Annotated in this window: 17 protein-coding genes; 16 read left to right on the plus strand and 1 reads right to left on the minus strand. The window is 67.1% G+C overall.

Going from position 1 to position 23803, the window contains the following annotated elements; genetic code table 11:
• Window positions 1-226 precede the first annotated feature (226 nt).
• The 16 genes from atpB (at window position 227) to LDO27_RS23970 (ending at window position 22895) form a co-directional block, all read left to right on the plus strand.
• The gene (atpB, locus tag LDO27_RS23895) at window positions 227-1090 is read left to right on the plus strand and encodes a F0F1 ATP synthase subunit A (protein ID WP_222203117.1); all 864 of its coding nucleotides are present in this window, start codon (window positions 227-229) and stop codon (window positions 1088-1090) included.
• Between the two features lie 61 nt (window positions 1091-1151).
• Window positions 1152-1418: a F0F1 ATP synthase subunit C gene (gene atpE / locus LDO27_RS23900; RefSeq protein WP_222203118.1), complete on the plus strand. Its 267-nt coding sequence runs from the start codon at window positions 1152-1154 to the stop codon at window positions 1416-1418.
• 99 nt (window positions 1419-1517) lie between these two features.
• Window positions 1518-1988 carry a F0F1 ATP synthase subunit B gene (locus LDO27_RS23905; protein WP_222203119.1) on the plus strand — a complete coding sequence of 157 codons (471 nt, stop codon included), beginning with the start codon at window positions 1518-1520 and terminating at the stop codon, window positions 1986-1988.
• A 2-nt stretch (window positions 1989-1990) separates the two neighbouring features.
• Window positions 1991-2533, plus strand: coding sequence for a F0F1 ATP synthase subunit delta (locus LDO27_RS23910; protein WP_224044373.1), 543 nt, complete (start codon window positions 1991-1993; stop codon window positions 2531-2533).
• Window positions 2534-2570: 37 nt separating this feature from the next.
• On the plus strand, window positions 2571-4112 hold the full coding sequence (gene atpA, locus LDO27_RS23915) for a F0F1 ATP synthase subunit alpha (protein ID WP_224044375.1): 1542 nt from the start codon (window positions 2571-2573) through the stop codon (window positions 4110-4112).
• 77 nt (window positions 4113-4189) lie between these two features.
• Window positions 4190-5065: a F0F1 ATP synthase subunit gamma gene (gene atpG / locus LDO27_RS23920; protein ID WP_222203124.1), complete on the plus strand. Its 876-nt coding sequence runs from the start codon at window positions 4190-4192 to the stop codon at window positions 5063-5065.
• A gap of 33 nt (window positions 5066-5098) precedes the next feature.
• Window positions 5099-6502 carry a F0F1 ATP synthase subunit beta gene (gene atpD, locus LDO27_RS23925; RefSeq protein WP_224044376.1) on the plus strand — a complete coding sequence of 468 codons (1404 nt, stop codon included), beginning with the start codon at window positions 5099-5101 and terminating at the stop codon, window positions 6500-6502.
• A gap of 74 nt (window positions 6503-6576) precedes the next feature.
• Complete coding sequence (locus LDO27_RS23930; RefSeq protein ID WP_222203128.1) at window positions 6577-6993, plus strand: F0F1 ATP synthase subunit epsilon; 417 nt, start codon at window positions 6577-6579, stop codon at window positions 6991-6993.
• 837 nt (window positions 6994-7830) lie between these two features.
• Entirely contained in the window at window positions 7831-8787 is a 957-nt protein-coding gene (locus LDO27_RS23935; protein ID WP_224044378.1) for an alpha/beta hydrolase, read from the plus strand.
• Between the two features lie 67 nt (window positions 8788-8854).
• Window positions 8855-9946: a uroporphyrinogen decarboxylase gene (hemE, locus tag LDO27_RS23940; RefSeq protein ID WP_224044380.1), complete on the plus strand. Its 1092-nt coding sequence runs from the start codon at window positions 8855-8857 to the stop codon at window positions 9944-9946.
• A 575-nt stretch (window positions 9947-10521) separates the two neighbouring features.
• The gene (locus LDO27_RS23945) at window positions 10522-12837 is read left to right on the plus strand and encodes a primosomal protein N' (protein WP_224044382.1); all 2316 of its coding nucleotides are present in this window, start codon (window positions 10522-10524) and stop codon (window positions 12835-12837) included.
• Window positions 12838-12993: 156 nt separating this feature from the next.
• Window positions 12994-16971, plus strand: a complete 3978-nt coding sequence (putA, locus tag LDO27_RS23950; RefSeq protein WP_224044384.1) for a trifunctional transcriptional regulator/proline dehydrogenase/L-glutamate gamma-semialdehyde dehydrogenase — start codon at window positions 12994-12996, stop codon at window positions 16969-16971.
• A 168-nt stretch (window positions 16972-17139) separates the two neighbouring features.
• The gene (locus LDO27_RS23955; protein WP_222203135.1) at window positions 17140-18291 is read left to right on the plus strand and encodes a branched-chain amino acid ABC transporter substrate-binding protein; all 1152 of its coding nucleotides are present in this window, start codon (window positions 17140-17142) and stop codon (window positions 18289-18291) included.
• Between the two features lie 161 nt (window positions 18292-18452).
• Complete coding sequence (locus LDO27_RS23960) at window positions 18453-20375, plus strand: tetratricopeptide repeat protein (RefSeq protein ID WP_224044386.1); 1923 nt, start codon at window positions 18453-18455, stop codon at window positions 20373-20375.
• A 181-nt stretch (window positions 20376-20556) separates the two neighbouring features.
• Window positions 20557-21780, plus strand: a complete 1224-nt coding sequence (locus tag LDO27_RS23965; RefSeq protein WP_222203137.1) for a cation:proton antiporter — start codon at window positions 20557-20559, stop codon at window positions 21778-21780.
• On the plus strand, window positions 21780-22895 hold the full coding sequence (locus tag LDO27_RS23970) for a YbdK family carboxylate-amine ligase (protein WP_224044388.1): 1116 nt from the start codon (window positions 21780-21782) through the stop codon (window positions 22893-22895). The genes LDO27_RS23965 and LDO27_RS23970 overlap by 1 nt, the downstream gene beginning before the upstream one ends.
• 95 nt (window positions 22896-22990) lie before the next feature.
• On the opposite strand, the gene LDO27_RS23975 is transcribed toward LDO27_RS23970, so the two are convergent.
• Window positions 22991-23728, minus strand: coding sequence for an MBL fold metallo-hydrolase (locus tag LDO27_RS23975; protein WP_224044507.1), 738 nt, complete (start codon window positions 23726-23728; stop codon window positions 22991-22993).
• Between the last annotated feature and the right edge of the window lie 75 nt (window positions 23729-23803).

Raw genomic sequence — 23803 nt, forward strand, 5'->3', positions numbered from 1 at the left:
CAGAAGTGGGGCGCGAGGGCGGCAAAGCAAGAGGTGTCAGGACGCAGAGTTTGTAAAAGTTGTGCGTACGCGCGTCACGATGGTGAAGCGCGGCGCCAGTAAGGTGCATGCGACCTTGCCCGCGGTGACCGGCCTGTCGTGCCGAAGGCGGTGCAAGAAGCGTACCGGTGTCGCGTCAGTCGCGGCTTACGGTTAACAGGTTTCGCAATATACGGTCCGTCTCGACATGTCAGCTGCCCAAGGCGCGCAAACCGCGCTCACCCCTTCCGGCTATATCGCCGAACACCTGCAAAACCTTAACTCGTTCGGTGGCAAGCAAGCCTCCGTGGTCGATTTCAGCGTGCTGAATTACGACACCGTGTTCTGGTCCGTGATGTGCGGCGCGATCGCCGTGCTGTTTCTCTACATGGCCGCGCGCCGCGTGACCTCCGGCGTGCCGGGCCGCTTCCAGGCCTTCGTCGAGATGATCGTCGAAATGGTCGACGACCAGGCCAAGGGCATCATCCACGGCGACCGTTCCTGGATCGCGCCGCTTGCGCTGATGGTGTTCTGCTGGATCACCGTGATGAACGCGATCGACCTGATTCCGGTCGACTGGGTTCACGGCCTGAACGGCCTGCTCGGCATCTTCGGCCTGCACATCCCGCACCACAAGGCGGTCGCCACGGCCGACCTGAACGGCACGCTCGGCATGTCGTTCGCGGTGCTGCTGCTGATGATCTACTACAGCTTCAAGATCAAGGGCGTGGGCGGTTTCGCGCATGAACTGCTGTCGGCGCCGTTCGGTGCCAAGTGGTATCTCGCACCGTTCAACCTGGTCCTGAACCTGATCGAATTCCTGGCCAAGGCCGTTTCGCTGGGCATGCGGTTGTTCGGCAACATGTACGCCGGCGAACTGGTGTTCCTGCTGATCGCGCTGCTGGGTTCGATGTGGACGTTCGGTGCCGACCTCTCGGCGCTCGGTTTCGTCGGTCACGTGATTGCCGGTGCGGTATGGGCAATCTTCCACATCCTGATCGTGCTGCTCCAGGCCTTCATCTTCATGATGCTGACCCTGGTGTATCTCGGCCAGGCGCACGACAAGCACTGATTTCCGGTTTTTCGTTTTTTGGTTTTTTGGTTCTAAGTCTCTCTCAATTAAAGGAGTCGTCATGCAAGAATTTCTCGCCAACATCCAGGGTATGACCGCCATCGGTATCGGCATGATCATCGGCCTGGGCGCAATCGGCGCCTGCCTGGGCATCGCCCTGATGGGTGGCAAGTACATCGAGGCCTGCGCACGTCAGCCCGAACTGATGAACCCGCTGCAAACCAAGATGTTCCTGCTGGCCGGCCTGATCGACGCGGCATTCCTGATCGGCGTGGGTGTTGCCATGCTGTTCGCGTTCGCCAATCCGCTGCTCGCCGTTATCCAGTAATTCTTTTCGGTCTGCATGATGCTGACGGGCGGCGCAGGCCACTTAGCCTGGCCGCCCTTGCGCATTTATCTGTAGTTTGATTACCGAAAGGGACACACCATGAATCTGAACGCAACGTTTTTTGCGCAGATGGTCGTGTTCTTCATCCTGTGGTGGGTTGTTGCCAAATTCATTTGGCCGCCGCTGGTGAAGGCGCTCGACGAACGCGCGAAGAAAATCGCCGATGGCCTCGCCGCTGCCGAGAAGGGCAAGGCCGAACTGGAACTGGCCAACAAGCGTGTGGACGTGGCCCTGGCCGAAGCCCGCACCGAGGGTGCTCAACGCGTCGCCGACGCCGAGAAGCGCGCCCAGATGGTCGCCGACGAGATCAAGCAGAACGCCCAGGCCGAAGCGGCACGCATCATCGCCCAGGCCAAGGCCGACGCGGATCAGCAAGTGACCAAGGCACGCGAGCAACTGCGTGACCAGGTCGCCGTGCTGGCGGTCAAGGGTGCCGAGCAGATCCTGAAGCGCGAAGTGAATGCGCAGGTCCACGCCGATCTGCTCAACCAACTCAAGGCCGAGCTCTAATCATGGCTGAAACCGCAACCATTGCCCGTCCCTACGCTGAGGCGCTGTTCCGCATCGCCAGCGAATCGAACGCCGGCAACCTGGGTGCATGGTCCGAGCTGGTGTCGGAAATGGGGCAGGTTGCCGCCAATCCCGACATGAAGGCACTGGCCGACGATCCGAACGTGCCCGGCGACAAGCTGGTGCAGTTGTTCCTGTCGGTCCTGAAGTCTCCGGTCAACGACGAGGCCAAACGCTTCGTCACGCTGCTGGTGGAGAACAACCGCCTGACAGTGCTGCCGGAGATCGCCGAGCAATTCCATGCGCTCAAGAACGCCCGCGAAGGGTCGGCCGATGTCGAGATCACCAGCGCCTTCCCGATGGAAGGCGCCACGCTGACCGACCTCGTCGCCGTGCTCGAACGCAAGTTCGGCCGCAAGCTGGTGCCCACGGTGGCGGTAGACCCGTCGCTGATCGGCGGTGTGCGCGTCAAGGTCGGCGACGAAGTGCTCGACACCTCCGTGCGCGCGCGCCTTGCCGCGATGCAAGCGACGCTGACCGCGTAAGCGCCGGCCGACGGATTGAAGAATTAGGAGCATTGTGATGCAACTGAACCCCTCAGAAATCAGCGAGCTGATCAAGTCCCGCATCTCGGGCCTTGGCGCGGAAGCTGAAGTGCGCAACACGGGCACGGTGATTTCCGTGACCGACGGTATCTGCCGCGTGCACGGCCTGTCCGGCGTGATGCAGGGCGAGATGCTGGAATTCCCCGGCAACACGTACGGCCTGGCCCTGAACCTCGAGCGCGACTCCGTCGGTGCCGTGGTGCTGGGCGACTACGAACACATCTCGGAAGGCGACCAGGTCAAGTGCACCGGCCGCATTCTGGAAGTGCCGGTCGGCAAGGAACTGCTGGGCCGCGTGGTCAACACGCTGGGCCAGCCGATCGACGGCAAGGGTCCCATCAATGCGACCCAGACCGACGTGATCGAAAAGGTCGCGCCTGGCGTGATCGCCCGTCAGTCCGTGAGCCAGCCGCTGCAGACCGGTCTCAAGTCGATCGACGCGATGGTGCCGATCGGCCGTGGCCAGCGTGAGCTGATCATTGGCGACCGCCAGACCGGCAAGACCGCCGTGGCCGTCGACGCGATCATCAACCAGAAGGGCAAGGGCGTGTTCTGCGTCTACGTGGCAATCGGTCAGAAGGCATCGACCATCGCCAACGTGGTCCGCAAGCTGGAAGAAACCGGCGCGATGGAATACACCGTCGTGGTGGCCGCCGCCGCTTCGGATTCGGCAGCCATGCAGTACCTGGCCGCCTACGCCGGCTGCACGATGGGCGAGTACTTCCGCGACCGCGGCGAAGACGCGCTGATCGTGTACGACGATCTGACCAAGCAGGCCTGGGCCTACCGTCAGGTGTCGCTGCTGCTGCGCCGCCCGCCGGGCCGCGAAGCCTATCCGGGCGACGTCTTCTATCTGCACTCGCGCCTGCTGGAGCGCGCCGCCCGCGTGAACGCCGACTACGTCGAGAAGTTCACCAACGGCGCCGTCACCGGCAAGACCGGGTCGCTGACCGCGCTGCCGGTGATCGAAACGCAGGCCGGCGACGTGTCCGCGTTCGTGCCGACCAACGTGATCTCGATTACCGACGGCCAGATCTTCCTGGAAACCGATCTGTTCAACGCCGGTATCCGCCCCGCCATCAACGCCGGTATCTCGGTGTCGCGAGTCGGTGGCGCCGCGCAGACCAAGGTCATCAAGAAGCTGTCGGGCGGTATCCGTACCGACCTGGCCCAGTACCGTGAACTGGCTGCGTTCGCGCAGTTCGCCTCGGACCTGGACGATGCCACCCGCAAGCAGCTGGAGCGCGGCCGCCGCGTGACCGAACTGCTCAAGCAGCCGCAGTATCTGCCGCTGCAGGTGTGGCAGCTGGCAGCGTCGCTGTACGCCGCCAACAATGGCTTCCTCGACAACGTGGAAGTGAAGGACATTCTGCCGTTCGAGAAGGGCCTGCACGACCATCTGAAGACGAAGTACGCCGATCTCGTCAACCGCATCGAAGATACCAAGGATCTGTCGAAGGACGACGAGGCCGCCCTGCGTGCCGCGATCGAGGATTTCAGGAAGTCCGCCGCGTTCTAACCGCGTGATTCCACGGACCGCGAGGCGCCGGCCGGGCTGACGGCGCGGCGCCTCGCGGCACGACTGGAGAGGAAGATATGGCCGGAACGAAAGAGATTCGAACCAAGATCAAGAGCGTGCAGAACACGCGCAAGATCACCAAGGCGATGGAGATGGTCGCCGCATCCAAGATGCGCAAGGCGCAGGAGCGGATGCGCAATGCCCGTCCCTATGCCGAGAAAGTGCGCAATATCGCCGCGCATCTGGCCACGGCCAACCCGGAATTCGAGCATCCGTTCATGCAGCAGCGCGAGGTCAAGCGCGCCGGCATGATCGTGGTGACGACCGACAAGGGTCTGTGCGGCGGCATGAACACGAACGTGTTGCGTGCGGTCACCAACGAACTGCGCTCGCTCAAGGAGCGCGGCGTCGAGGTGCAATCCACGGCGATCGGTACCAAGGGCCTGCAGTTCCTGGGTCGCATTGGCGCCAAGGTGGTGACGCATGTGGTGCATCTCGGTGATACCCCGCATCTGGAAAAGCTGATCGGTGCGATCAAGGTCCAGCTCGACGCCTTCATCAATGGCGAAGTCGACGTTGTGTACCTGGCTTACACCAAGTTCATCAATACGATGAAACAGGAGCCGATGGTCGAGCAACTGCTGCCGCTCGCCGCCGACAAGCTCGTCCAGACCGAAGATGAAAAGCGCGCCTACTCGTGGGATTACATCTACGAGCCCGACGCCCAGACCGTGGTGGAAGAACTGCTCGTCCGCTACGTCGAGGCGCTGGTGTACCAGGCCGTGGCCGAGAACATGGCGTCCGAGCAATCGGCGCGCATGGTGGCCATGAAGGCGGCATCTGACAACGCCAAGAACGTGATCGGCGAACTGCAACTGGTCTACAACAAGACCCGTCAGGCAGCGATCACCAAGGAGTTGTCCGAGATCGTCAGCGGTGCCGCTGCCGTCTAAGGCGTCAAGAATTCAAGCTATCGGAGATACGAAATGAGTATCGGAAATATTGTGCAGTGTATTGGCGCCGTGGTGGACATCGAGTTCCCCCGCGACGCGCTGCCGAAGGTGTACGACGCGCTGGTGCTGGAAGAAAGCAACGAAGCCTCGTTCGCCGAGAAGGGCCTGACCTTCGAAGTGCAGCAGCAGCTGGGCGACGGCGTGGTGCGTACCATTGCGCTGGGCTCGTCGGACGGCCTGCGCCGCGGTATGGCGGTGAAGAGCACCGGCGCGCCGATTTCGGTGCCCGTCGGCCACGGCACCCTCGGCCGCATCATGGACGTGCTGGGCCGCCCCATCGACGAGGCCGGTCCGGTCGCCGCCGATGAACTGCGTGCGATTCACCAGCGCGCGCCGAAGTTCGACGAACTGTCGCCTTCGGTCGACCTGCTCGAAACCGGCATCAAGGTGATCGACCTGGTCTGCCCGTTCGCCAAGGGCGGCAAGGTGGGTCTGTTCGGTGGCGCCGGCGTCGGCAAGACCGTGAACATGATGGAGCTCATCAACAACATCGCCAAGCAGCACAGCGGTTTGTCGGTGTTCGCCGGCGTGGGCGAGCGTACCCGTGAAGGGAACGACTTCTACCACGAGATGAAGGACTCCAACGTGCTCGACAAGGTGGCCATGGTGTTCGGCCAGATGAACGAGCCGCCGGGCAACCGTCTGCGCGTGGCGCTGACCGGCCTGACCATGGCCGAGCGCTTCCGCGACGAAGGCCGCGACATCCTGTTCTTCGTCGACAACATCTACCGCTACACGCTGGCCGGTACCGAAGTGTCGGCACTGCTGGGCCGTATGCCTTCCGCCGTGGGCTATCAGCCGACGCTGGCAGAAGAAATGGGCAAGCTGCAGGAGCGGATCACGTCGACCAAGACCGGCTCGATCACGTCGATCCAGGCCGTGTACGTGCCTGCGGATGACTTGACCGACCCGTCGCCCGCCACGACCTTCCTGCACCTGGACTCGACCGTGGTGCTCTCGCGTGACATCGCCGCGCTGGGTATCTACCCCGCCGTGGACCCGCTCGATTCGACCTCGCGTCAGCTCGACCCGCAAGTCGTGGGTCAGGAGCACTACGACGTGGCCCGCCGCGTGCAGCAGACGCTGCAGCGCTACAAGGAACTGCGCGACATCATCGCGATTCTGGGCATGGACGAACTGTCGCCGGAAGACAAGCTGGCCGTGTCCCGCGCACGGAAGATCCAGCGTTTCCTGTCGCAGCCGTTCCACGTGGCCGAGGTGTTCACGGGTTCGCCGGGCAAGTACGTGCCGCTGAAGGAAACCATCCGTGGTTTCAAGATGCTGGTGGACGGCGAGTGCGATCACCTGCCCGAGCAGGCGTTCTACATGGTCGGTTCGATCGACGAAGCCTTCGAGAAGGCCAAGAAGCTCCAGTAAGCACATCGCACGGGCGGCGGCGCGGTTGAAGGGCGCCGCCGCCCGTTGCGGGGCGATTGGATAAAGGAATTCACATGGCAACCATTCTGGTAGACGTCGTCAGCGCGGAAGCATCGATCTTCTCCGGCCAGGCGAAGTTCGTGGCGCTGCCGGGCGAGTCGGGTGAGCTTGGCATCCTGCCCGGCCACACGCCGCTGATCACGCGCATCCAGCCGGGTGCGGTGCGGATCGAGAAGGAAGACGGCAGCGAGGAGTTCGTGTTCGTCGCCGGCGGCATTCTCGAAGTTCAGCCCCGGCACGTCACGGTGCTGGCCGATACCGCCATCCGTGGTGGCGATCTCGACGAAGCCAAGGCCAGCGAAGCCAAGCGCGCCGCCGAGGAGCTCCTGCGCAACCAGGGCAGCGATCTGGACCTGGCTCGCGCGCAGAGCGAACTTGCCGTCGCGGCCGCGCAACTGGCGGCCATCGCGCGCCTGCGCAAGAAGCGCTAAGTACACCGCCGCTGTTGTATTTTTGGCGGCGAAACGGAAAAGGCAGCCCTCGGGCTGCCTTTTTTGTTGCTGGCCGTCTATCCTGTCGGGCGAATCGGACAAAAAAAAGCGCGCGGGCCGGGGAGGCTCCGCGCGGACGGGAAAATCCCTTCGAGGGGTCAATTCGAAGGAACGGGTTCGATTCGGTTCATCTGGGTCGCAGCATGAGCACCGCCGTCTCGAGGGTGCGTTGCTGCATTTTTTTCGCCAGCTTCACCTATTAATGTGCCGATATGCCGGGTCATTAAGTACCGCGGTCATCTTGAAGCCCACTAATGACTGTCTTTGCATTCCGGACATGCCAGCTTTGCTGTCCGAAAATAACTGCTTAATCCTTTCGAGCTTTCTTCACAGGGCCCTCGTTGTTTTACGGTTAAGGGCGCCTGACACAAATCAGCGATCTGCCAAAGCATTGTGGGGGAAACTCGGAACCGGGGCCAGTAACAAAATGTATCGTTTTGCAAGTAGATGAAAGCGATATTGGGCAAAAAACGCCCAGGTACGCACATTAACCTGTCTAAAACCGCTGAAAATTTGCGCATTCCTGCCTCACGCAGAGAATGATTCGCACTATCTTCAAGGGCTTACGTTAACAGCCCGACCGGCACGGCACGGCGAAAACGATGCCGCAACCCGGTCCGCAAAACGCCCGGGGCGCGACATTGCGATGCGGATGTTGCAACCCGCGATGCAATCCCGTGGCGAGGGCGCAGAAGCATGGAGCCCGTGGGGCTGCCCAATGCAGGCGACGGGCGGCTACACTGCCGCATCGTCGTTTACATACTTCCAGCGCCGCCCATGGCCATCGATCCCCAGCTCCTCGCCTACTATCGCCAGCTCGGCGAACGCTATGCCGGCCTGCCCGTTCCCGTCGACGCGCCGGGCCGGCGCGAGCGCTTCCGCGACATCGCCGCCGCGTCGGTGGTCCCCGATCCCGATGGTATCGAGGTGGCCGACATGCACATCCCCCTCGAGGGCCGCACGCTCGCCGCGCGGCTGTTCCGGCCAGCCGGCGTCCCGGCGCCCCGTCTGCTGGTGTATTTCCATGGCGGCGGCTGGGTCGTCGGCTCGCACGACACGCACCACACCGTGGCGTCGCTGCTGGCGGCCGACACGGGGTGCGCGGTCGCCAGCGTCGATTACCGGCTCGCGCCCGAGCATCCGTATCCCGCGCCCGCCGACGACGCGCGCGACGCGCTGCTGTGGCTGGCCGAGCAGCGCGTGCGCCTCGGCCTGGACGGCGCCTTTCTCGCCGTGGCCGGCGACAGCGCCGGCGGGCACCTGGCGGCGCAGGCGGCGGCGTGCGTCAACGACGGCGTCGTGCCGGGGCTGGTCAAGGCGCAGTTCCTGATCTACCCGGTCACCGCGCCGGTGCTCTCCAGCGAAAGCTATCGCGCCTTCGCCGACGGTCCCGGGCTGACCCGCGAGGAGATGGCGTGGTACTGGGCCCAGTTCATCGGCCCGGAGCATCTGGCGCAGGGCGCCGCAATCGACGACACCCGCATCCACCTGATGGCGGCGGCCCCCGCGCACACGCCGCCAGCCACCCTCGTCGTGGTGGCGGCCAACGATGTGCTGCGCGACGACGGCCTCGCGTATGCCGACCACCTGGTGCGCCATGGCGCGGCGGTGATCACCATCGAGGCGAGCGGCATGACGCATGGCTTCGCCCGGCTGCAGCCCGATGCGCCACGCGCCCGGGAATGGATGCGGCGGGCGGCGCAGTCGTTCCGCGGCCTGCTGGACGATATTTGAGCCTTCCGGCGTCCGCGAAAGGGGCGTCAGCGCCCGGCCATCCCGTAAAATGGCGCGCTTACGAAGGATGACCATGACCGTATTGCAGAACGACACCTTCCTGCGCGCCCTGCGCCGGCAACCCACCGACTACACGCCGCTGTGGCTGATGCGCCAGGCGGGCCGCTATCTGCCCGAGTACAACGCCACCCGCGCCCGCGCCGGCAGCTTTCTGGGACTCGCCAAGAACCCGGCCTATGCCACAGAGGTGACGCTGCAACCGCTGGAGCGCTATCCGCTCGACGCGGCCATCCTGTTCTCCGACATCCTGACCGTGCCCGACGCGATGGGCCTCGGACTGTCGTTCGCCCAAGGCGAGGGTCCGCGCTTTGCCCGCCCGCTGCGCACCGAAGGCGACGTGCGCAAGCTCGCCGTGCCGGACATGAGCGAACTGCAGTACGTGTTCGACGCCGTCAGCGAGATCCGCCGCGCGCTGATCCAGGACGGCCGCCAGCGCGTGCCGCTGATCGGCTTTTCGGGCAGCCCGTGGACGCTCGCCTGCTATATGGTCGAAGGCGGCGGTTCGGACGACTTCCGCACCGTCAAGTCCATGATGTATGCCCGGCCCGAACTGATGCACCGCATCCTCGAAGTCAACGCCGAGGCGGTCACCATCTACCTGAACGCGCAGATCGAGGCTGGCGCCCAGGCGGTGATGCTGTTCGACACCTGGGGCGGCGCCCTGGCGGACGGCATGTATCAGCAGTTCTCGCTTGCCTATATGAAGCGGGTGGTGGCGGGCCTGAAGCGCGAGCATGACGGCCAGCAGGTGCCCGTAATCGTATTCACCAAGGGCGGCGGCCTCTGGCTGGAAGGGCTGGCCGACACGGGCGCCGACGCGCTGGGCCTGGACTGGACGGTCAACCTGGCGGACGCGCGCCGCCGGACCGGCGGCCGCGTCGCCCTGCAAGGCAACCTGGATCCCACCGTGCTGTTCGCGCCGGAGGCATCGATCCGCGCGCAGGTGCGCCGCGTGCTCGATGCCTATGCCGCCGGCGGCGGCAGCGACGGGCATGTGTTCAATCTGGGCCACGGGATTTCGCAGTTCACGCCGCCGGAAAGCGTGACGGTGCTGGTGGACGAAGTGCATGCCTACAGCCGGGCGCTGCGCAGCGCCTGAGTCGGGTACGGCGGTCGCGGGACCGCCGTATCGGGCCGAACCGGTGTGCGGGGGTGTGCGTCGCAGCGGCTCTCGCCCTGTCAATGCGTTAAGTTGGTGGAGCGGCGCATCCTGCTCATTCCAGCCTCTGTCAAGCAAAATTTTTGCCCTTTTTTCTTTCGCATGCGCCGTTTTGAGGCTGTCAAGACTTGACTTATGCACATCGATGGGTTTTCTGCACTGCACAGCGGAAAGGCCGGCTAACTCGTTTGAGGGATATAGGTAAGTCCTTGATTCTTATGACCTTGCCTGGCGGCGCCGGCACGTGCCGCAGACGCGGAACGCCTTGTTTTATCAGGCTCGGCGGGCAGTGCGATGAAGTTTTCAACAAAGTTATCCACAGCCTCCACGCAGACCTTGGAAAACTGGTCATCTATCATCGACTTAGGGCCACATTTGAGGTTTTACTTTAAGTTGATGTTGCGCCGCAGCGAGTCTTCCCGTCCGTTTTCGAAAGTGCTGCCCTTGCACGAAAATCGCGCACACGTGGGTGTCTCTTGCACCACCGGCTGCGCGCTGCGCGTTCGGCGCCCTTCATGAGCACCGTGCCCACCTCGACCGTGCCAGTCGCCGATGCGGTCGACGCGGCCGCCATCGTGCAGGTCGCGCTCGACACGCCCGCCGACGATCGCTTCGACTATGCGGTCGGCGCTGCCGACCGCGGGTCCGATGTCCCGATCCAGCCCGGCGACCTGCTGGCCGTCCCCTTCGGGCGGCGCACCGTGGCGGGCGTGGCCGTGGGCCGCAGCGAGCATACGGAGGTACCGGCGGACCGGCTGCGCGCCGTGTCCGGCAGACTGTCCTGGATGCCGCCGCTCGGGCCGCACTGGCTCGCGCTGGCGCGCTTCGCGTCCGCCTACTATCACCGCCGCCTGGGCGAAGTCATGTTGCCGGCCCTGCCGCCCGGCCTGCGCGATCCGCAGGGCTGGGAGCGGCTGGCAGCCCGGGTACAGACGGCGCGCTACCGCGTGCGGCCCGGACAGGACGGTCCGCTTCTGCAGGCGGTGCCGGCGCGTGCCCGTTCGGTCATGGCGCTCGCGACCGCGCTCGCCAATGGCCCCGATGCCGGCACGGGGCTGACGATGGCGCAGGCCCGTGCGCTGTGCGGCGCGGCGCCCGCCCGGCTGGCCGAATGGCGGGACGCGGGCTGGCTGGAAGTCGAGCGCGTCGACCGGCCCCTGCTGGCGGTCGACGCCGACGCCGTGGCCACAGTCGCGCCCCCGCTGAACCCGGAACAGCGCGACGCGGTCGAGGCGATCGCCCAGGCCCAGGGCTTCGCCCCGTTCCTGCTGCACGGCGTGACCGGCAGCGGCAAGACCGAGGTCTACCTGCACGCGATCGCCGCCACGCTGGCGCGCGACCCGAGCGCCCAGGTGCTGATGCTGGTGCCGGAAATCAACCTGACGCCGCAATTGCAGGCCCGCGTGGCCGCGCGCTTCCCGCACCTGCCGCTGGCGGTCCTGCACAGCGGCATGGCGGACCAGGAACGCACGCTGCACTGGCTGGCCGCCCACCGCGGCGAGGCGCGTATCGTGCTGGGCACGCGACTGGCGGTGATGGCCTCGGTGCCGCACCTGGCGCTGCTGATCGTCGACGAAGAGCACGACACCTCGTATAAGCAGCAGGAAGGGTTGCGCTACTCGGCGCGCGACCTGGCGGTCTGGCGTGCCAAGCAACTGGGTACACCGGTGGTGCTCGGCTCGGCCACGCCATCGATGGAGTCGTGGTGGCGCGCCGAGCAGGGCGCCTATCGCAAGCTGGTGCTGCGCGAACGGGCGCAGGCCGATGCCGCGCTGCCCGCGGTACGGCTGATCGACCTGAATCACGAGCGTCAGCGCCAGCAGCCGCTGTACGAGGGCCTGTCCAAACCCTTGCTCGCGGCAATCGAGGCCCGGATCGCGCGCGGGGAGCAAAGCCTGCTGTTCCTGAACCGGCGCGGCTACGCGCCGGTGATCGCCTGCGACAGCTGCGGCTGGCTGTCGGGCTGCCCGCGCTGCTCGGCGTACCTGGTGCTGCACCGGCCCGAGCGCTGCCTGCGCTGCCATCACTGCGGCCTGGAGGCGCCGGTGCCGCGCCAGTGCCCCGACTGCGGCAACATCGATATCGCCCCGCTGGGCCGCGGCACGCAGCGCATCGAAGAGGCCCTGGCCGCGCGCTTTCCGGAAGCGCGGATCGCCCGGCTGGACGCCGATTCCACCCGGCGCAAGGGCAGCGCCCAGGCCATGCTCGACGAGGTCCACGCGGGCGAGGTCGATATCCTGGTGGGCACGCAGATGGTGGCCAAGGGGCATGACTTCCAGCGCGTGACGCTGGTCGGCATCGTCCATCCGGATGCCGCCATGTTCAGCCACGACTTCCGCGCCGCCGAGCATCTGTTCGCCTCGCTGATGCAGGTGGCCGGGCGGGCGGGACGCGCGGGCCTGGCCGGCGAGGTGCTGATCCAGACGCGCTATCCCGACGCCCCCGCTTTGCAGGCGCTCGCGCGCCATGACTATGATGGATTCGCGGCGGCGCAGCTGCGCGAGCGGCGCCAGGCGGGCCTGCCGCCCTTCGCGTACCAGGTGCTGCTGACGGCCGAGCACGGCGAACTGGCGCGGGCGGTGGCGTTCCTGCAGGCCGCCCGGGAACGGGCCGATCAGGCTGGGCTGGCCGCCGAGGTGCAACTGCACGATCCGGTGCCCATGTCGATGGTACGGATCAACCACCGCGAGCGCGCGCAGATGCTGGTGGAATGCGGCTCGCGCGCGACGCTGCAGCGGTTCGTCAGCGAGTGGGCGCAGACTTTCCCGGAGGTCGGCAGCGCCGTCAGGGGCGTGCGCTGGCAGCTGGAGATCGACCCGCTGAGGATCTGAACGGGAGGGTGCTGGTGCAACCTCCGGGACGGCCGATGCCGGCAGGGGTTGCACTAGGTTGCACCAAGGGATTTTTCGGGAGTATGATCGCGCCAATTCGCGGGGCCCCTGCAGCCGGTGGCCGCGCTACACGCGTCTTACGGAGAATCTGAAGCAATGGCCACCACTACCCTCGGCGTCAAGCTGGACGACGCATCGCGCGACCGGCTCAAGCGCGTCGCCCAATCGATCGACCGCACTCCGCACTGGCTCATCAAGCAGGCGATCTTCACGTACCTGGAGCAGATCGAGCGCGGCGACACCCCCCACGCGCCGGGCGCACAGGGCGAGGCCGACGGCGCCGACGGGCTGGACGCCGTGCCGGGCGAGGGCGCACCGCAACCGTTCCTGGAATTCGCGCAAAGCGTGCAGCCGCAGTCGGTACTGCGCGCGGCGATCACCTCCGCCTACCGCCGTCCCGAGACCGACTGCGTGCCGGTGCTGCTGGAACAGGCCCGCCTGCCGCAGCAGCAGGCCGACGCGGCGCTCGCCATGGCCAGGAAGCTGGCGCTGAACCTGCGCCAGCAGAAGGTCGGCACGGGCCGCGAGGGGCTGGTGCAGGGCCTGATCCAGGAGTTCTCGCTGTCGTCGCAGGAAGGCGTGGCGCTGATGTGCCTGGCCGAGGCGCTGCTGCGCATCCCCGACAAGGCCACCCGCGACGCGCTGATCCGCGACAAGATCAGCGGCGCCAACTGGCAGTCGCACCTGGGCCAGAGTCCGTCGCTGTTCGTCAACGCCGCCACCTGGGGCCTGCTGGTCACCGGCAAGCTGGTGTCCACGCACACCGAGGCGGGCCTGACCCGCGCGCTGACCCGCATCATCGGCAAGGGCGGCGAGCCGCTGATCCGCAAGGGCGTGGACATGGCCATGCGGCTGATGGGCGAGCAGTTCGTCACCGGCGAGACCATCTCCGAGGCGCTCGCCAACGCGCGCAAGTACGAAGCCGAGGGCTTCCGCTATTCCTACGACATGCTGGGCGAGGCGGCGATGACCGAGGCCGACGCCCTGCGCTACCTCGCCTCCTACGAGCAGGCCATCCACGCCATCGGCCAGGCCTCGCGCGGGCGCGGCATCTACGAGGGCCCGGGCATCTCGATCAAGCTCTCGGCCCTGCACCCGCGCTACAGCCGCGCGCAGCACGAGCGCGTGATCGGGGAACTGTACGGGCGGCTCAAGTCGCTCACCCTGCTGGCGCGGCAGTACGACATCGGCATCAATATCGACGCCGAGGAAGCGGACCGCCTCGAAATCTCGCTGGACCTGCTCGAGCGCCTGTGCTTCGAGCCGGAACTGGCCGGCTGGAACGGCATCGGCTTCGTGGTGCAGGGCTACCAGAAGCGCTGCCCCTTCGTGATCGACTTCCTGATCGACCTGGCCCGCCGCAGCCGCCATCGCCTGATGATCCGCCTGGTCAAGGGCGCGTACTGGGACAGCGAGATCAAGCGCGCCCAGGTCGACGGCCTGGAGGGCTATCCGGTCTACACGCGCAAGGTCTACACCGATGTGTCGTACCTCGCGTGCGCGCGCAAGCTGCTGTCGGTGCCGGATGCGATCTATCCGCAGTTCGCCACGCACAACGCCCATACGCTGGCGGCCATCTACCAGATCGCCGGCCACAGCTACTACCCCGGCCAGTACGAATTCCAGTGCCTGCACGGCATGGGCGAGCCGCTGTACGACCAGGTCGTCGGTCCGGTGGCCGCGGGCAAGTTCAACCGGCCGTGCCGTATCTACGCGCCGGTCGGCACGCATGAGACGCTGCTGGCGTACTTGGTACGCCGGCTGCTGGAGAACGGCGCCAATACGTCCTTCGTCAACCGCATCGCCGACGACAGCATCTCCATCGACGAGCTGGTGGCCGACCCGGTCGCGCAGGTCGAGCGCATGCACAAGGAAGAGGGGGAACTGGGCCTGCCGCATCCGCGCATTCCGATGCCGCGCCAGCTGTATGGCAAGTCGCGCGCCAATTCGGCCGGCCTGGACCTGTCCAACGAACACCGTCTCGCGTCGTTGTCGTCCGCGCTGCTGCACGGCGTGAGCGAGAAGCTCACGGCGGAGCCGCTGCTCGGTGCGGAAACCGCCGGCGGCGGCGAGACCGCGCCGGTGCTGAACCCGTCGGACCATCGCGACGTGGTCGGCCATGTCACCGAGGCGAGCCCCGCCGACGTGGAAGCCGCGCTGCAGGCCGCCGTGAACGCCGCGCCGATCTGGCAGGCGACGCCGCCCGAGGTGCGCGCCGCCGCGCTGGAGCGCGCCGCGGACCTGATGGAAGCCCAGATGCAGCAGCTGATGGGCGTGATCATGCGCGAGGCCGGCAAGACGTTCTCCAACGCCATCGCCGAAGTGCGCGAGGCGGTGGACTTCCTGCGCTACTACGCGGTGCAGGTGCGCGAGACGTTCTCCAACGACACCCATCGTCCGCTGGGCCCGGTGGTCTGCATCAGCCCGTGGAATTTCCCGCTGGCCATCTTCACCGGCCAGGTCGCGGCCGCGCTGGCCGCCGGCAACACCGTGCTGGCCAAGCCCGCCGAGCAGACGCCGCTGATCGCCGCCCAGGCCGTGCGCCTGCTGCGCGAGGCCGGCGTGCCGGCCGGTGCCGTGCAGCTGCTGCCGGGCCGCGGCGAGACCGTGGGCGCCGCGCTGGTGGGCGATGCGCGCGTCAAGGGCGTGATGTTCACCGGTTCGACGGAAGTCGCGCGCCTGCTGCAGCGTAACGTGGCCGGCCGGCTCGATGCCGCGGGCCGCCCGGTGCCGCTGATCGCGGAAACCGGTGGCCAGAACGCGATGATCGTCGACTCCTCGGCGCTGGCCGAGCAGGTGGTGGGCGATGTGGTCAACTCCGCCTTCGATTCGGCCGGCCAGCGCTGCTCGGCGCTGCGCCTGCTGTGCCTGCAGGAGGACGTGGCCGAGCGCGTGCTCGAGATGCTCAAGGGCGCCATGGCGGAGCTGACCATGGCCAACCCCGATCGCCTGTCGACCGACGTGGGTCCGGTGATCGACGAGGAGGCGCGCGCCAACATCCTGCGCCATATCGATGCGATGCGGGCCAAGGGCCGCCGCGTGCACCAGGCCGACGCCAACGCCGCGCAGACCGGCGCGTGCCGCCATGGCACCTTCGTGCCGCCGACGCTGATCGAGCTGCAAAGCGTCGAAGAACTGCAGCGCGAGGTGTTCGGCCCGGTGCTGCACGTCGTGCGCTACGAGCGCGACGAGCTCGACGCGCTGATCGGCCAGATCAACGGCACCGGCTACGGGCTGACCATGGGCGTGCATACCCGCATCGACGAGACCATCGCGCATATCGTCGCGCGTGCCGAGGTGGGCAACCTGTATGTGAACCGCAATATCGTCGGCGCCGTGGTGGGCGTCCAGCCGTTCGGCGGCGAGGCCCTGTCGGGCACCGGTCCGAAGGCTGGCGGCCCCCTCTACCTGCACCGCCTGCTGTCGGTGTGCCCGCAGCAAGCGGTGGCCGACGTGATCCGCGCCTCGGACACGCAGGGCGCGCTGGAAGAGAGCGCGCCGGTGCGCCGCGATGCGCTGGCGCTGCTCGCCACGTTCAAGGAATGGGCGCAGCGCGAAGCGGCCGCGTTTCCGGACCTGGCCGCACAGTGCGAGCGCTTCGCCGCAGCCTCGGCGTCGGGCCTGACGGTGACGCTGCCCGGCCCCACCGGCGAGCGCAACACCTACTCGCTGCTGCCGCGCCGCACGGTGCTGTGCCTGGCGCAGCAGGAGGCCGACCTGGCCACGCAACTGGCCGCCGTGCTGGCCGTGGGTGCCAGCGCCGTGTGGGCCGACGGCGAGCATGCGCGGGCATTGCTGCCGCGGCTGCCGAAGGCAGTACAATCGCGCGTCCGCGTGGTGCCGGACTGGACCGCGGCCGATGTGCATATCGATGCGGTCCTGCACCACGGCGATTCCGACCAGCTGCGCGCGGTGTGCGAACAGGTGGCGGTGCGGCCGGGTCCGATCATCGGCGTGCAGGGTCTGGCGCACGGTGAACCGGCGGTGGCGCTGGAGCGTTTGCTGATCGAGCGCTCGCTGTCGGTCAATACCGCGGCGGCCGGCGGCAACGCCAGCCTGATGACGATCGGCTGAGCGGCCGGACGGCTGAACGGCGGGATAGGGACTACAACGGTTTCAGAGCGCGCGCGGATGGCGGTGATCCCGCCCTTCGCGCGCCACAGAGAGCGTGGGCGCGCTGCCGGGCGTCCGAACGCTTCAACAAGCGCAGTGAACAGGCTTACAAGCCACCAAGGAGAACTGATGACCTCGACTTTCAACAAGACGGCGCTGACCGTCGCCCTTAGCCTCGCCGGCCTGACGGCCGCGACCAGCGCCTTTGCACAGGCCCAGGAAATCAAGCTGGGCTTCGCCGCGCCGATGACCGGCGGCCAGGCCCAGTACGGCAAGGACATGCAGAACGGCGTGGTGCTGGCGATCGAGGAAATGAACGCCACCAAGCCGAAGATCGGCGGCAAGGAAGTCAAGTTCACGCTGCTGTCGGAAGACGACCAGGCCGATCCCAAGACCGGTTCGGTGGTCGCCCAGAAGCTGGTCGACAGCGGCATCCAGGGCATGCTCGGGCACTTCAACTCGGGCACCAGCATTCCGGCCTCGACGGTGTACAACCGTGCCGGCATCGCCCAGATCGCCATGGCGACCGCGCCCGAATACACCCGCCAGGGCTTCAAGACCACCTTCCGCATGATGACCTCCGACACCCAGCAGGGTTCGGTCATCGGCGCCTACGTGGTCAAGAAGCTGGGCGCCAAGAATATCGCCATCGTCGACGACCGCACGGCCTACGGCCAGGGTCTGGCCGACGAGTTCGAGAAGGCCGCCAAGGCCGCCGGCGGCAAGATCGTGCGCCGCGAGTACACCAACGACAAGGCGGTGGACTTCAAGGCCGTGCTGACCAACCTCAAGCGCAGCAACCCGGACGTGATCTTCTTCGGCGGCGCCGAGACGCAGTCGGCACCGATGGCCAAGCAGATCAAGGAACTGGGCATGAAGGCACCGCTGGTGTCCGGCGAAATGTCCAAGACCGACAACTTCCTGAAGCTGGCCGGTCCCGCCGCCGAGGGCACCGTGGTGTCGCTGGCCGGCCTGCCGCTGGAACAGATGCCGGGCGGTGCCGCCTACGCGCAGCGCTACGAGAAGCGCTTCGGCGGCAAGGTGCAGACGTACTCGCCGTACGCCTACGACGGCGCCACCGCGCTGATGAACGCGATGATCAAGGCCGGCTCGGCCGATCCCACGCGCTACCTGCCGGTGCTGGCCGCGACCAACTCGCCCGGCGTGACCACCAAGACGCTGGCGTACGACGCTCGCGGCGACCTGAAGGACGGTGGCATCACTGTCTACAAGGTGGTCGGCGGCAAGTGGACCGTGCTGGAATCGATCGGCGGCAAGTAAGCCGGAGTTCTTTCGTTCCGCAAGGACGCCACCCTCCCGGGTGGCGTTTTTCTTTTGGACCGGTGCGGACACGGCGCGACACCCGCGCTGCCGTCCCCATCGGCCGTCCCCCGGCTGGCGCATAATCCCGCTCTTGCCATCCATCCCAGAAGGAGCAGTCCGTGTCCGTGCAGCAAGCCAGCTACGACCATGCCATCGAATTGGCCACCCAGGAGCGCTACGACGAAGCGCTGGCCATTCTCGATGCGCTGTCGCAGGCGCGTCCCGAGGTAGTCGATTACGACTGCCTGCGTGCGCGGCTGTACTGCGACAAGGGGGAGCCGGAAGCGGGCTTCGCGGTGCTCGACGCGGCGCTGGCGCGCCTGCCCGAGCTGCCGCTGCACCCGGCGCACCGCTGGTCTTCGCGCGGGGTCATCGTCCACCGCTACGGCGTGCTGCTGATGGGCCTGGGCCGGGTCGAAGAGGCGCTGCCCTGGCTGGAGGAGGCGGCGCGCCGCAACGGCCTGGCCTCCGGCGAGTGGACGGCGCTGTTCCATGCCGGCCTCGCGCATTTCCGTCTCGGCGACCATGCCGCCGCGGGCCGCTACTGGTACGACCTGCTGTACCGCGCGCCGGACCTTGGGGCGCACGACATCCTGGCGCTCGCCGGCGGCTACGTGCAGACGGCCGAGGTCGAGGGCAGGGCGGTGGAGCCGATGATGCGGCTGTGCCTGGCCCGCATCGGCCTGGACAATGCCGACCTGCTGGAGATGGACGAGGCGGCCGGCGACGCGCTGGCGGCCCAGCAGGCCGGCCTGGTCCTGGCGGCCGAACCAGATCATCCGCATGCGCGCCGCATCCGCGCGCCGCTGCGCTACCGGGCGGGCGACCTCGACGGCGCCTGGGACGACCTGGCCGTGTACCAGCGCCAGGTGCCCGATCCCAAGGCCCAGGTCCGCGAACTCGATCTGCGCCACCAGGCGGGCGAGGCGGAGCCGTGGCTGCGCTTCGCGCTGACCGAGGCCGGCACCGACGCGCACGGCTACTACCTCGCCGGCGTGGCGCTGGCCGAATTCATCGAACAGGTGCCGGCGTCGCGCGAGACGCTGACGCCGCAGTTGCTCAAGGCGTGGCGACTGGGGCTTGCCCGCTTCGAGCAGTACTTCGCCAGCGGGCAGGGCGGCTACGACGATGCCGATCCCCATGTCTATTCCATGCTGTGCCATCACCTGGCGCGCCGGCTGGACGGCGCCGAGCAGCGCGAGGAGCGCATCGCGCTGCATGAAAAGGGCATCGCGGTCAGCGACTTCATCGACCACTGGATCGATCTGCTGGACTGCCACGATGCCGCTGGCCAGCACCAGAAGGTCGTCGAGGTGGCCGGCGAGGCGCTCAACCGCTATGGCGTGGACCGCAATCCCGCCGATGTCGGCTGGGTCTTCAGCCGCCTGATGCATGCGTGGAAGATGCTTGGCGGCACGGAGGCCACCCATGCCGCCCGCGCGGCGCTGGCCCATATGGACGCCCAGCTCGACGCGCTGCCGGTGGAGGAGCGCAGCGAGGCGGCCCCCGCGATGGCCCACGCCCGCGCGCATCTGGCCGCGCTGCTGGCCCAGGCCGCGAGCGGCCCGGAGTCCGACGAGCGCGCCGAAGCGCTGGCCGAGATCGAGGCGCTGCAGCGGCGGGCGCTGCTGGTGCAGGATGCCTGGCTGTGCAATGCGTTCGGCCAGGTATGGCGCGGCCTGGGCAACGCCGAGCGGGCCCTGCCGCTTCTCGAGCAGGCCGTCGCGCTGACGGAAGGCGACGCCGAGGACCAAGCCGCGGCCCGGGTGCAGCGCGGACAACTGCGCAACGAGATGGGCGATTACGCCGGTGCGCTGGCGGACTTCGACGTGGCCTTTGCGGCCCGCGGCGACTGGGGGCCCGAGGCGTACCTGCATGCGACGCAGGCCGCGCTGGGCCTGGAGCGGCGCGAGGCGGCGCTCGTCACGTTCCAGCGCGCCCGTGCGTTGGGGGCAGCCGAGGGCAGGACGCGCGGGCTGTACGCCCGGGTGGAACAGGGTCTGCGGGCGACGCGGCCCAAATGGAAGCTGTGGGGCGTGTGAGGCGCGCGTGCGCGGCGGGCGTACCGGCCTGGGGCCCCCGGACGACGTCGCCGCAGTTTTTTTCCTCTGACAGTTGGAGACACGATGCCGTCGGCTTTGCGGGCGATGGCATGCTTTTATTTGCAAAAGTCGTGCCTTGTCGGACAAACGATGACAAGGCGGAACAGGGGCTTCCGGTAGCATGTCGGCCATGAATGGACTTAGCCAACTCTTTCCCTCGCTGCCGATGGCTCCGGGCGGGCTGTTCTGGGTGGGCCTCGCGCTGATCGGCGCGGGCCTGGCCGGAGAAGTCTGCCGCATGTATCTGCGCATCCCGCGCATCGTCGGCTATGCCGTCGCGGGTTTGCTGGCGGGCATGCTCGGCCGCGGCATCCTCGACGAGACCATGATCGGGCAGACCCGGATCCTGATCGACATGGCGCTCGCCTTCGCGCTGTTCGAACTGGGCCACCGCGTCTCGCTGTCGTGGCTGCGCGCCAACCGGTGGCTGCTGTTTACCAGCGCCGCCGAGGGCCTGCTGACCTGGGGGCTGGTCACCGCCACCCTGCAGTGGGTCGGCGCGAGCCCCGGCATCGCGATTCTCGCCGGCGGCATCGCCGTCAGCACGTCGCCCACCATCGTGCTGCAGCTGAAGAACGAACTGCGCGCGGAGGGCCAGGTAACCGAACGGCTGCTCGCGATGGCGGCCCTGAACAGCATCTATGCCGCCGTGATCGTGCAGTTGGCCACCGGCTGGCTGCATTCGGAATACGGCAATCTCGGCGCCGCGCTGCTGCACCCGCTGTACCTGATCGTCGGTTCGTGCCTGCTGGCCTGGGTGGTCGGCAAGGTCAGCCATGCGCTCTATGCGCGGCTGGCGTCCGACGACCAGTACAGCTTCCTGGTGCTGGTCGGCATGGTGTTGTTCACGCTGGCGCTCACGCGGGTGCTGAAGCTGTCGATGCCGCTGACGCTGATGCTGGCCGGCGTGGTGTTCAAGCACCAGGACGAGCAGCCGCGCATCTGGCCGGCGCACTTCGGCAGCGCCGGCAGCCTGCTGATCGTGGTGATGGTGGTGTCGCTGGGCCTGCCGCTGACCGCGCGGGACTGGGCCATCGGCGGCGTCGCCGCGGTGGTGCTGGTCGCGATGCGCCATCTGGCCAAGCTGGCCAGCGTGGCGGCGCTGGGGCCGTTCTCCGGCCTGAGCCTGAAGCAATGCATGGCGCTCGGGGTCGCCCTGGGGCCGATGTCGGGCCTGGCCTTCCTGCTGATGAGCGATGTGGCCCGGCTGTACCCGGGCACCGGCGAGCCGCTGGCCGCCATCGTGCTGTGCGCGCTTGCGATCGAACAAGTGCTCGGACCTACCTTGACCGCCTGGGCACTTCGTTATGCCGGTGAAGTCAGAACGACTGGAGGAGAGCGCTGATGTCCCTGGAACCGTTCAAGCATTCCGAGCCGCTGACCTTCGGCGTCGAGCTGGAGATGCAGCTCGTCAACCGCCATGACTACGATCTGGCGCCGTTTGCGCCGGACCTGCTGCGCCAGCTCAAGGGCGCCCAGCATGCCGGCGACATCAAGCCGGAAATCAGCCCCTCGATGATCGAGATCAGCACCGGCGTCTGCCACACCTATGCGCAGGCGCTGGAGGAACTGAGCACGATGCGGGACCTGATGGTCGACGCCTCGCGCTCGCTGAACCTGGGCATCTGCGGCGGCGGCACGCACCCGTTCCAGCAGTGGGCCGACCGCACGATTTCCGATTCGCCGCGCTACCAGTACATCTCCGAGCTGTACGGCTATCTGGCCAAGCAGTTCACGGTATTCGGCCAGCACGTGCATATCGGCTGCCCGACCGCGGACGACTCGCTGTTCCTGCTGCATGCGATCGGGCGCTACGTGCCGCACTTCATCGCGCTGGCTGCCTCGTCGCCGTATGTGCAGGATGTCGATACCGGATTCGCCTCGGCGCGCCTGAACTCCGTCGCCGCGTTCCCGATGAGCGGGCGGGCGCCGATGGTGCTGACGTGGGACGGCTTCGCCGCGTACTTCGAGAAGATGCGCAAGACCGGCGTGATCGAGAGCATGAAGGACTTCTACTGGGATATCCGTCCCAAGCCGGAGTTCGGCACCATCGAAGTCCGCGTGATGGACACCCCGCTGACGGTGTCGCGCGCCTGCGATATCGCCGCATACATCCAGGCGCTGGCGCGCTACCTGCTGCTGTCGCGCCCGTTCGTGCCGCAGGAGGACGACTACCTGGTGTACACCTTCAACCGCTTCCAGGCCTGCCGCTTCGGCCTGGGCGGCGAGTACGTGCATCCCAACGAACTCACGCGGATGCCGATCGCGGACCATATCCTGTCGATCTGCGATGCGCTGGTGCCGCACGCGGAGGCACTGGGCTCGCTGGAGGCGCTTGCCAACATCCGCGCGCTGGCGGCCAGCCGCAAGGGCGACGCGGAGTGGGTGCGGCAGATGAACGCGGACACGCGGAGCCTGCGGGAAACGGTGCGGCAGACTTGCGAGCGGTGGGCGACTTGATGTCGCAAGAGCCACCGCGGGATGGAACGGCGGGGCTTTTGTCGGGCTGAGGTGACCGCTCGCAGACGCGAGAACGCTCGCCTCACCTCCCCGCGCTACACCCCATGCGGCACCCGTTCCCCATCCCGTAGTCCCAGCCGCAGATTCGCTGGCACCGCCACATCGATCAGCTTCGGCTTGGGCAGATTCAGATTGCGCATCAGCGCGACGAACTCCTCGCGCGTGCGCCCGTGAACGCGGCTGTTGTGCTCGCGCTCGTGCCCGATGGTGGAGTGGGTACGCCCTTTGTAGTCGTGGGCCGGGTACACCAGCGTATCGGCCGGCAGCGTGAAGAGCTTGCGCGTGAGACTGTCGTACAGCGTCCCCGCGTCCCCGGACTGGAAGTCGGTGCGTCCGCAGCCGTCGATCAGCAGCGCGTCGCCGGTGAAGACGCGGCGCACCACGCCATTCGCCCCCGCTTCCTCCCACAGATAGCTCATGCTGCCCGCGGTATGCCCCGGGGTGTGGATCGCGCGCAGCGTCTGCGCGCCGAAGGCCAGCGTGTCGCCATCGATCAGTTGCCGGTTGGCCGGCTTGATCTCGCAGCCCGACGGCGCGGCGGTGTGCGCGCCGGTGCGCTGCGCGAGATGGCCGGCCGAGGTGATATGGTCGGCGTGCGCGTGCGTCTCGATGATCCAGGCCAGCCGGGCGCCGGTGGCCTGCACCAGCGCCAGATCGCGTTCGAGCTGCCGGTCGACCGGATCGATGAGCACGGCTTCGCGCGTGCCCGCATCGATCAACAGATAGGTGTAGGTGGAGGAGTCGGGATCGAACTGCTGGAAAAAGGTCTGCATGGCGATGGCGCGGGGCGCGGTAACGGACGGGGGCGCGCGTGTCATGATACGCGCGCGTTTCGCGCCGTCCACCCC

The organism is Cupriavidus respiraculi (assembly GCF_914271545.1).
GTDB classification, from domain to species: Bacteria; Pseudomonadota; Gammaproteobacteria; order Burkholderiales; family Burkholderiaceae; genus Cupriavidus; species Cupriavidus respiraculi.

Bases quoted from the DNA above. Each gene is read 5' to 3' on its own strand.
- atpG (WP_222203124.1), top strand. From the start codon at position 4,190: ATGGCCGGAACGAAAGAGATTCGAACCAAGATCAAGAGCGTGCAGAAC.
- LDO27_RS23930 (WP_222203128.1), top strand. From the start codon at position 6,577: ATGGCAACCATTCTGGTAGACGTCGTCAGCGCGGAAGCATCGATCTTC.
- putA (WP_224044384.1), top strand. From the start codon at position 12,994: ATGGCCACCACTACCCTCGGCGTCAAGCTGGACGACGCATCGCGCGAC.
- LDO27_RS23965 (WP_222203137.1), top strand. From the start codon at position 20,557: ATGTCGGCCATGAATGGACTTAGCCAACTCTTTCCCTCGCTGCCGATG.
- atpB (WP_222203117.1), top strand. From the start codon at position 227: ATGTCAGCTGCCCAAGGCGCGCAAACCGCGCTCACCCCTTCCGGCTAT.
- atpD (WP_224044376.1), top strand. From the start codon at position 5,099: ATGAGTATCGGAAATATTGTGCAGTGTATTGGCGCCGTGGTGGACATC.
- LDO27_RS23975 (WP_224044507.1), bottom strand. From the start codon at position 23,728: ATGCAGACCTTTTTCCAGCAGTTCGATCCCGACTCCTCCACCTACACC.
- atpA (WP_224044375.1), top strand. From the start codon at position 2,571: ATGCAACTGAACCCCTCAGAAATCAGCGAGCTGATCAAGTCCCGCATC.
- LDO27_RS23910 (WP_224044373.1), top strand. From the start codon at position 1,991: ATGGCTGAAACCGCAACCATTGCCCGTCCCTACGCTGAGGCGCTGTTC.
- LDO27_RS23955 (WP_222203135.1), top strand. From the start codon at position 17,140: ATGACCTCGACTTTCAACAAGACGGCGCTGACCGTCGCCCTTAGCCTC.
- LDO27_RS23945 (WP_224044382.1), top strand. From the start codon at position 10,522: ATGAGCACCGTGCCCACCTCGACCGTGCCAGTCGCCGATGCGGTCGAC.
- LDO27_RS23905 (WP_222203119.1), top strand. From the start codon at position 1,518: ATGAATCTGAACGCAACGTTTTTTGCGCAGATGGTCGTGTTCTTCATC.
- LDO27_RS23935 (WP_224044378.1), top strand. From the start codon at position 7,831: ATGGCCATCGATCCCCAGCTCCTCGCCTACTATCGCCAGCTCGGCGAA.
- atpE (WP_222203118.1), top strand. From the start codon at position 1,152: ATGCAAGAATTTCTCGCCAACATCCAGGGTATGACCGCCATCGGTATC.
- LDO27_RS23970 (WP_224044388.1), top strand. From the start codon at position 21,780: ATGTCCCTGGAACCGTTCAAGCATTCCGAGCCGCTGACCTTCGGCGTC.
- hemE (WP_224044380.1), top strand. From the start codon at position 8,855: ATGACCATGACCGTATTGCAGAACGACACCTTCCTGCGCGCCCTGCGC.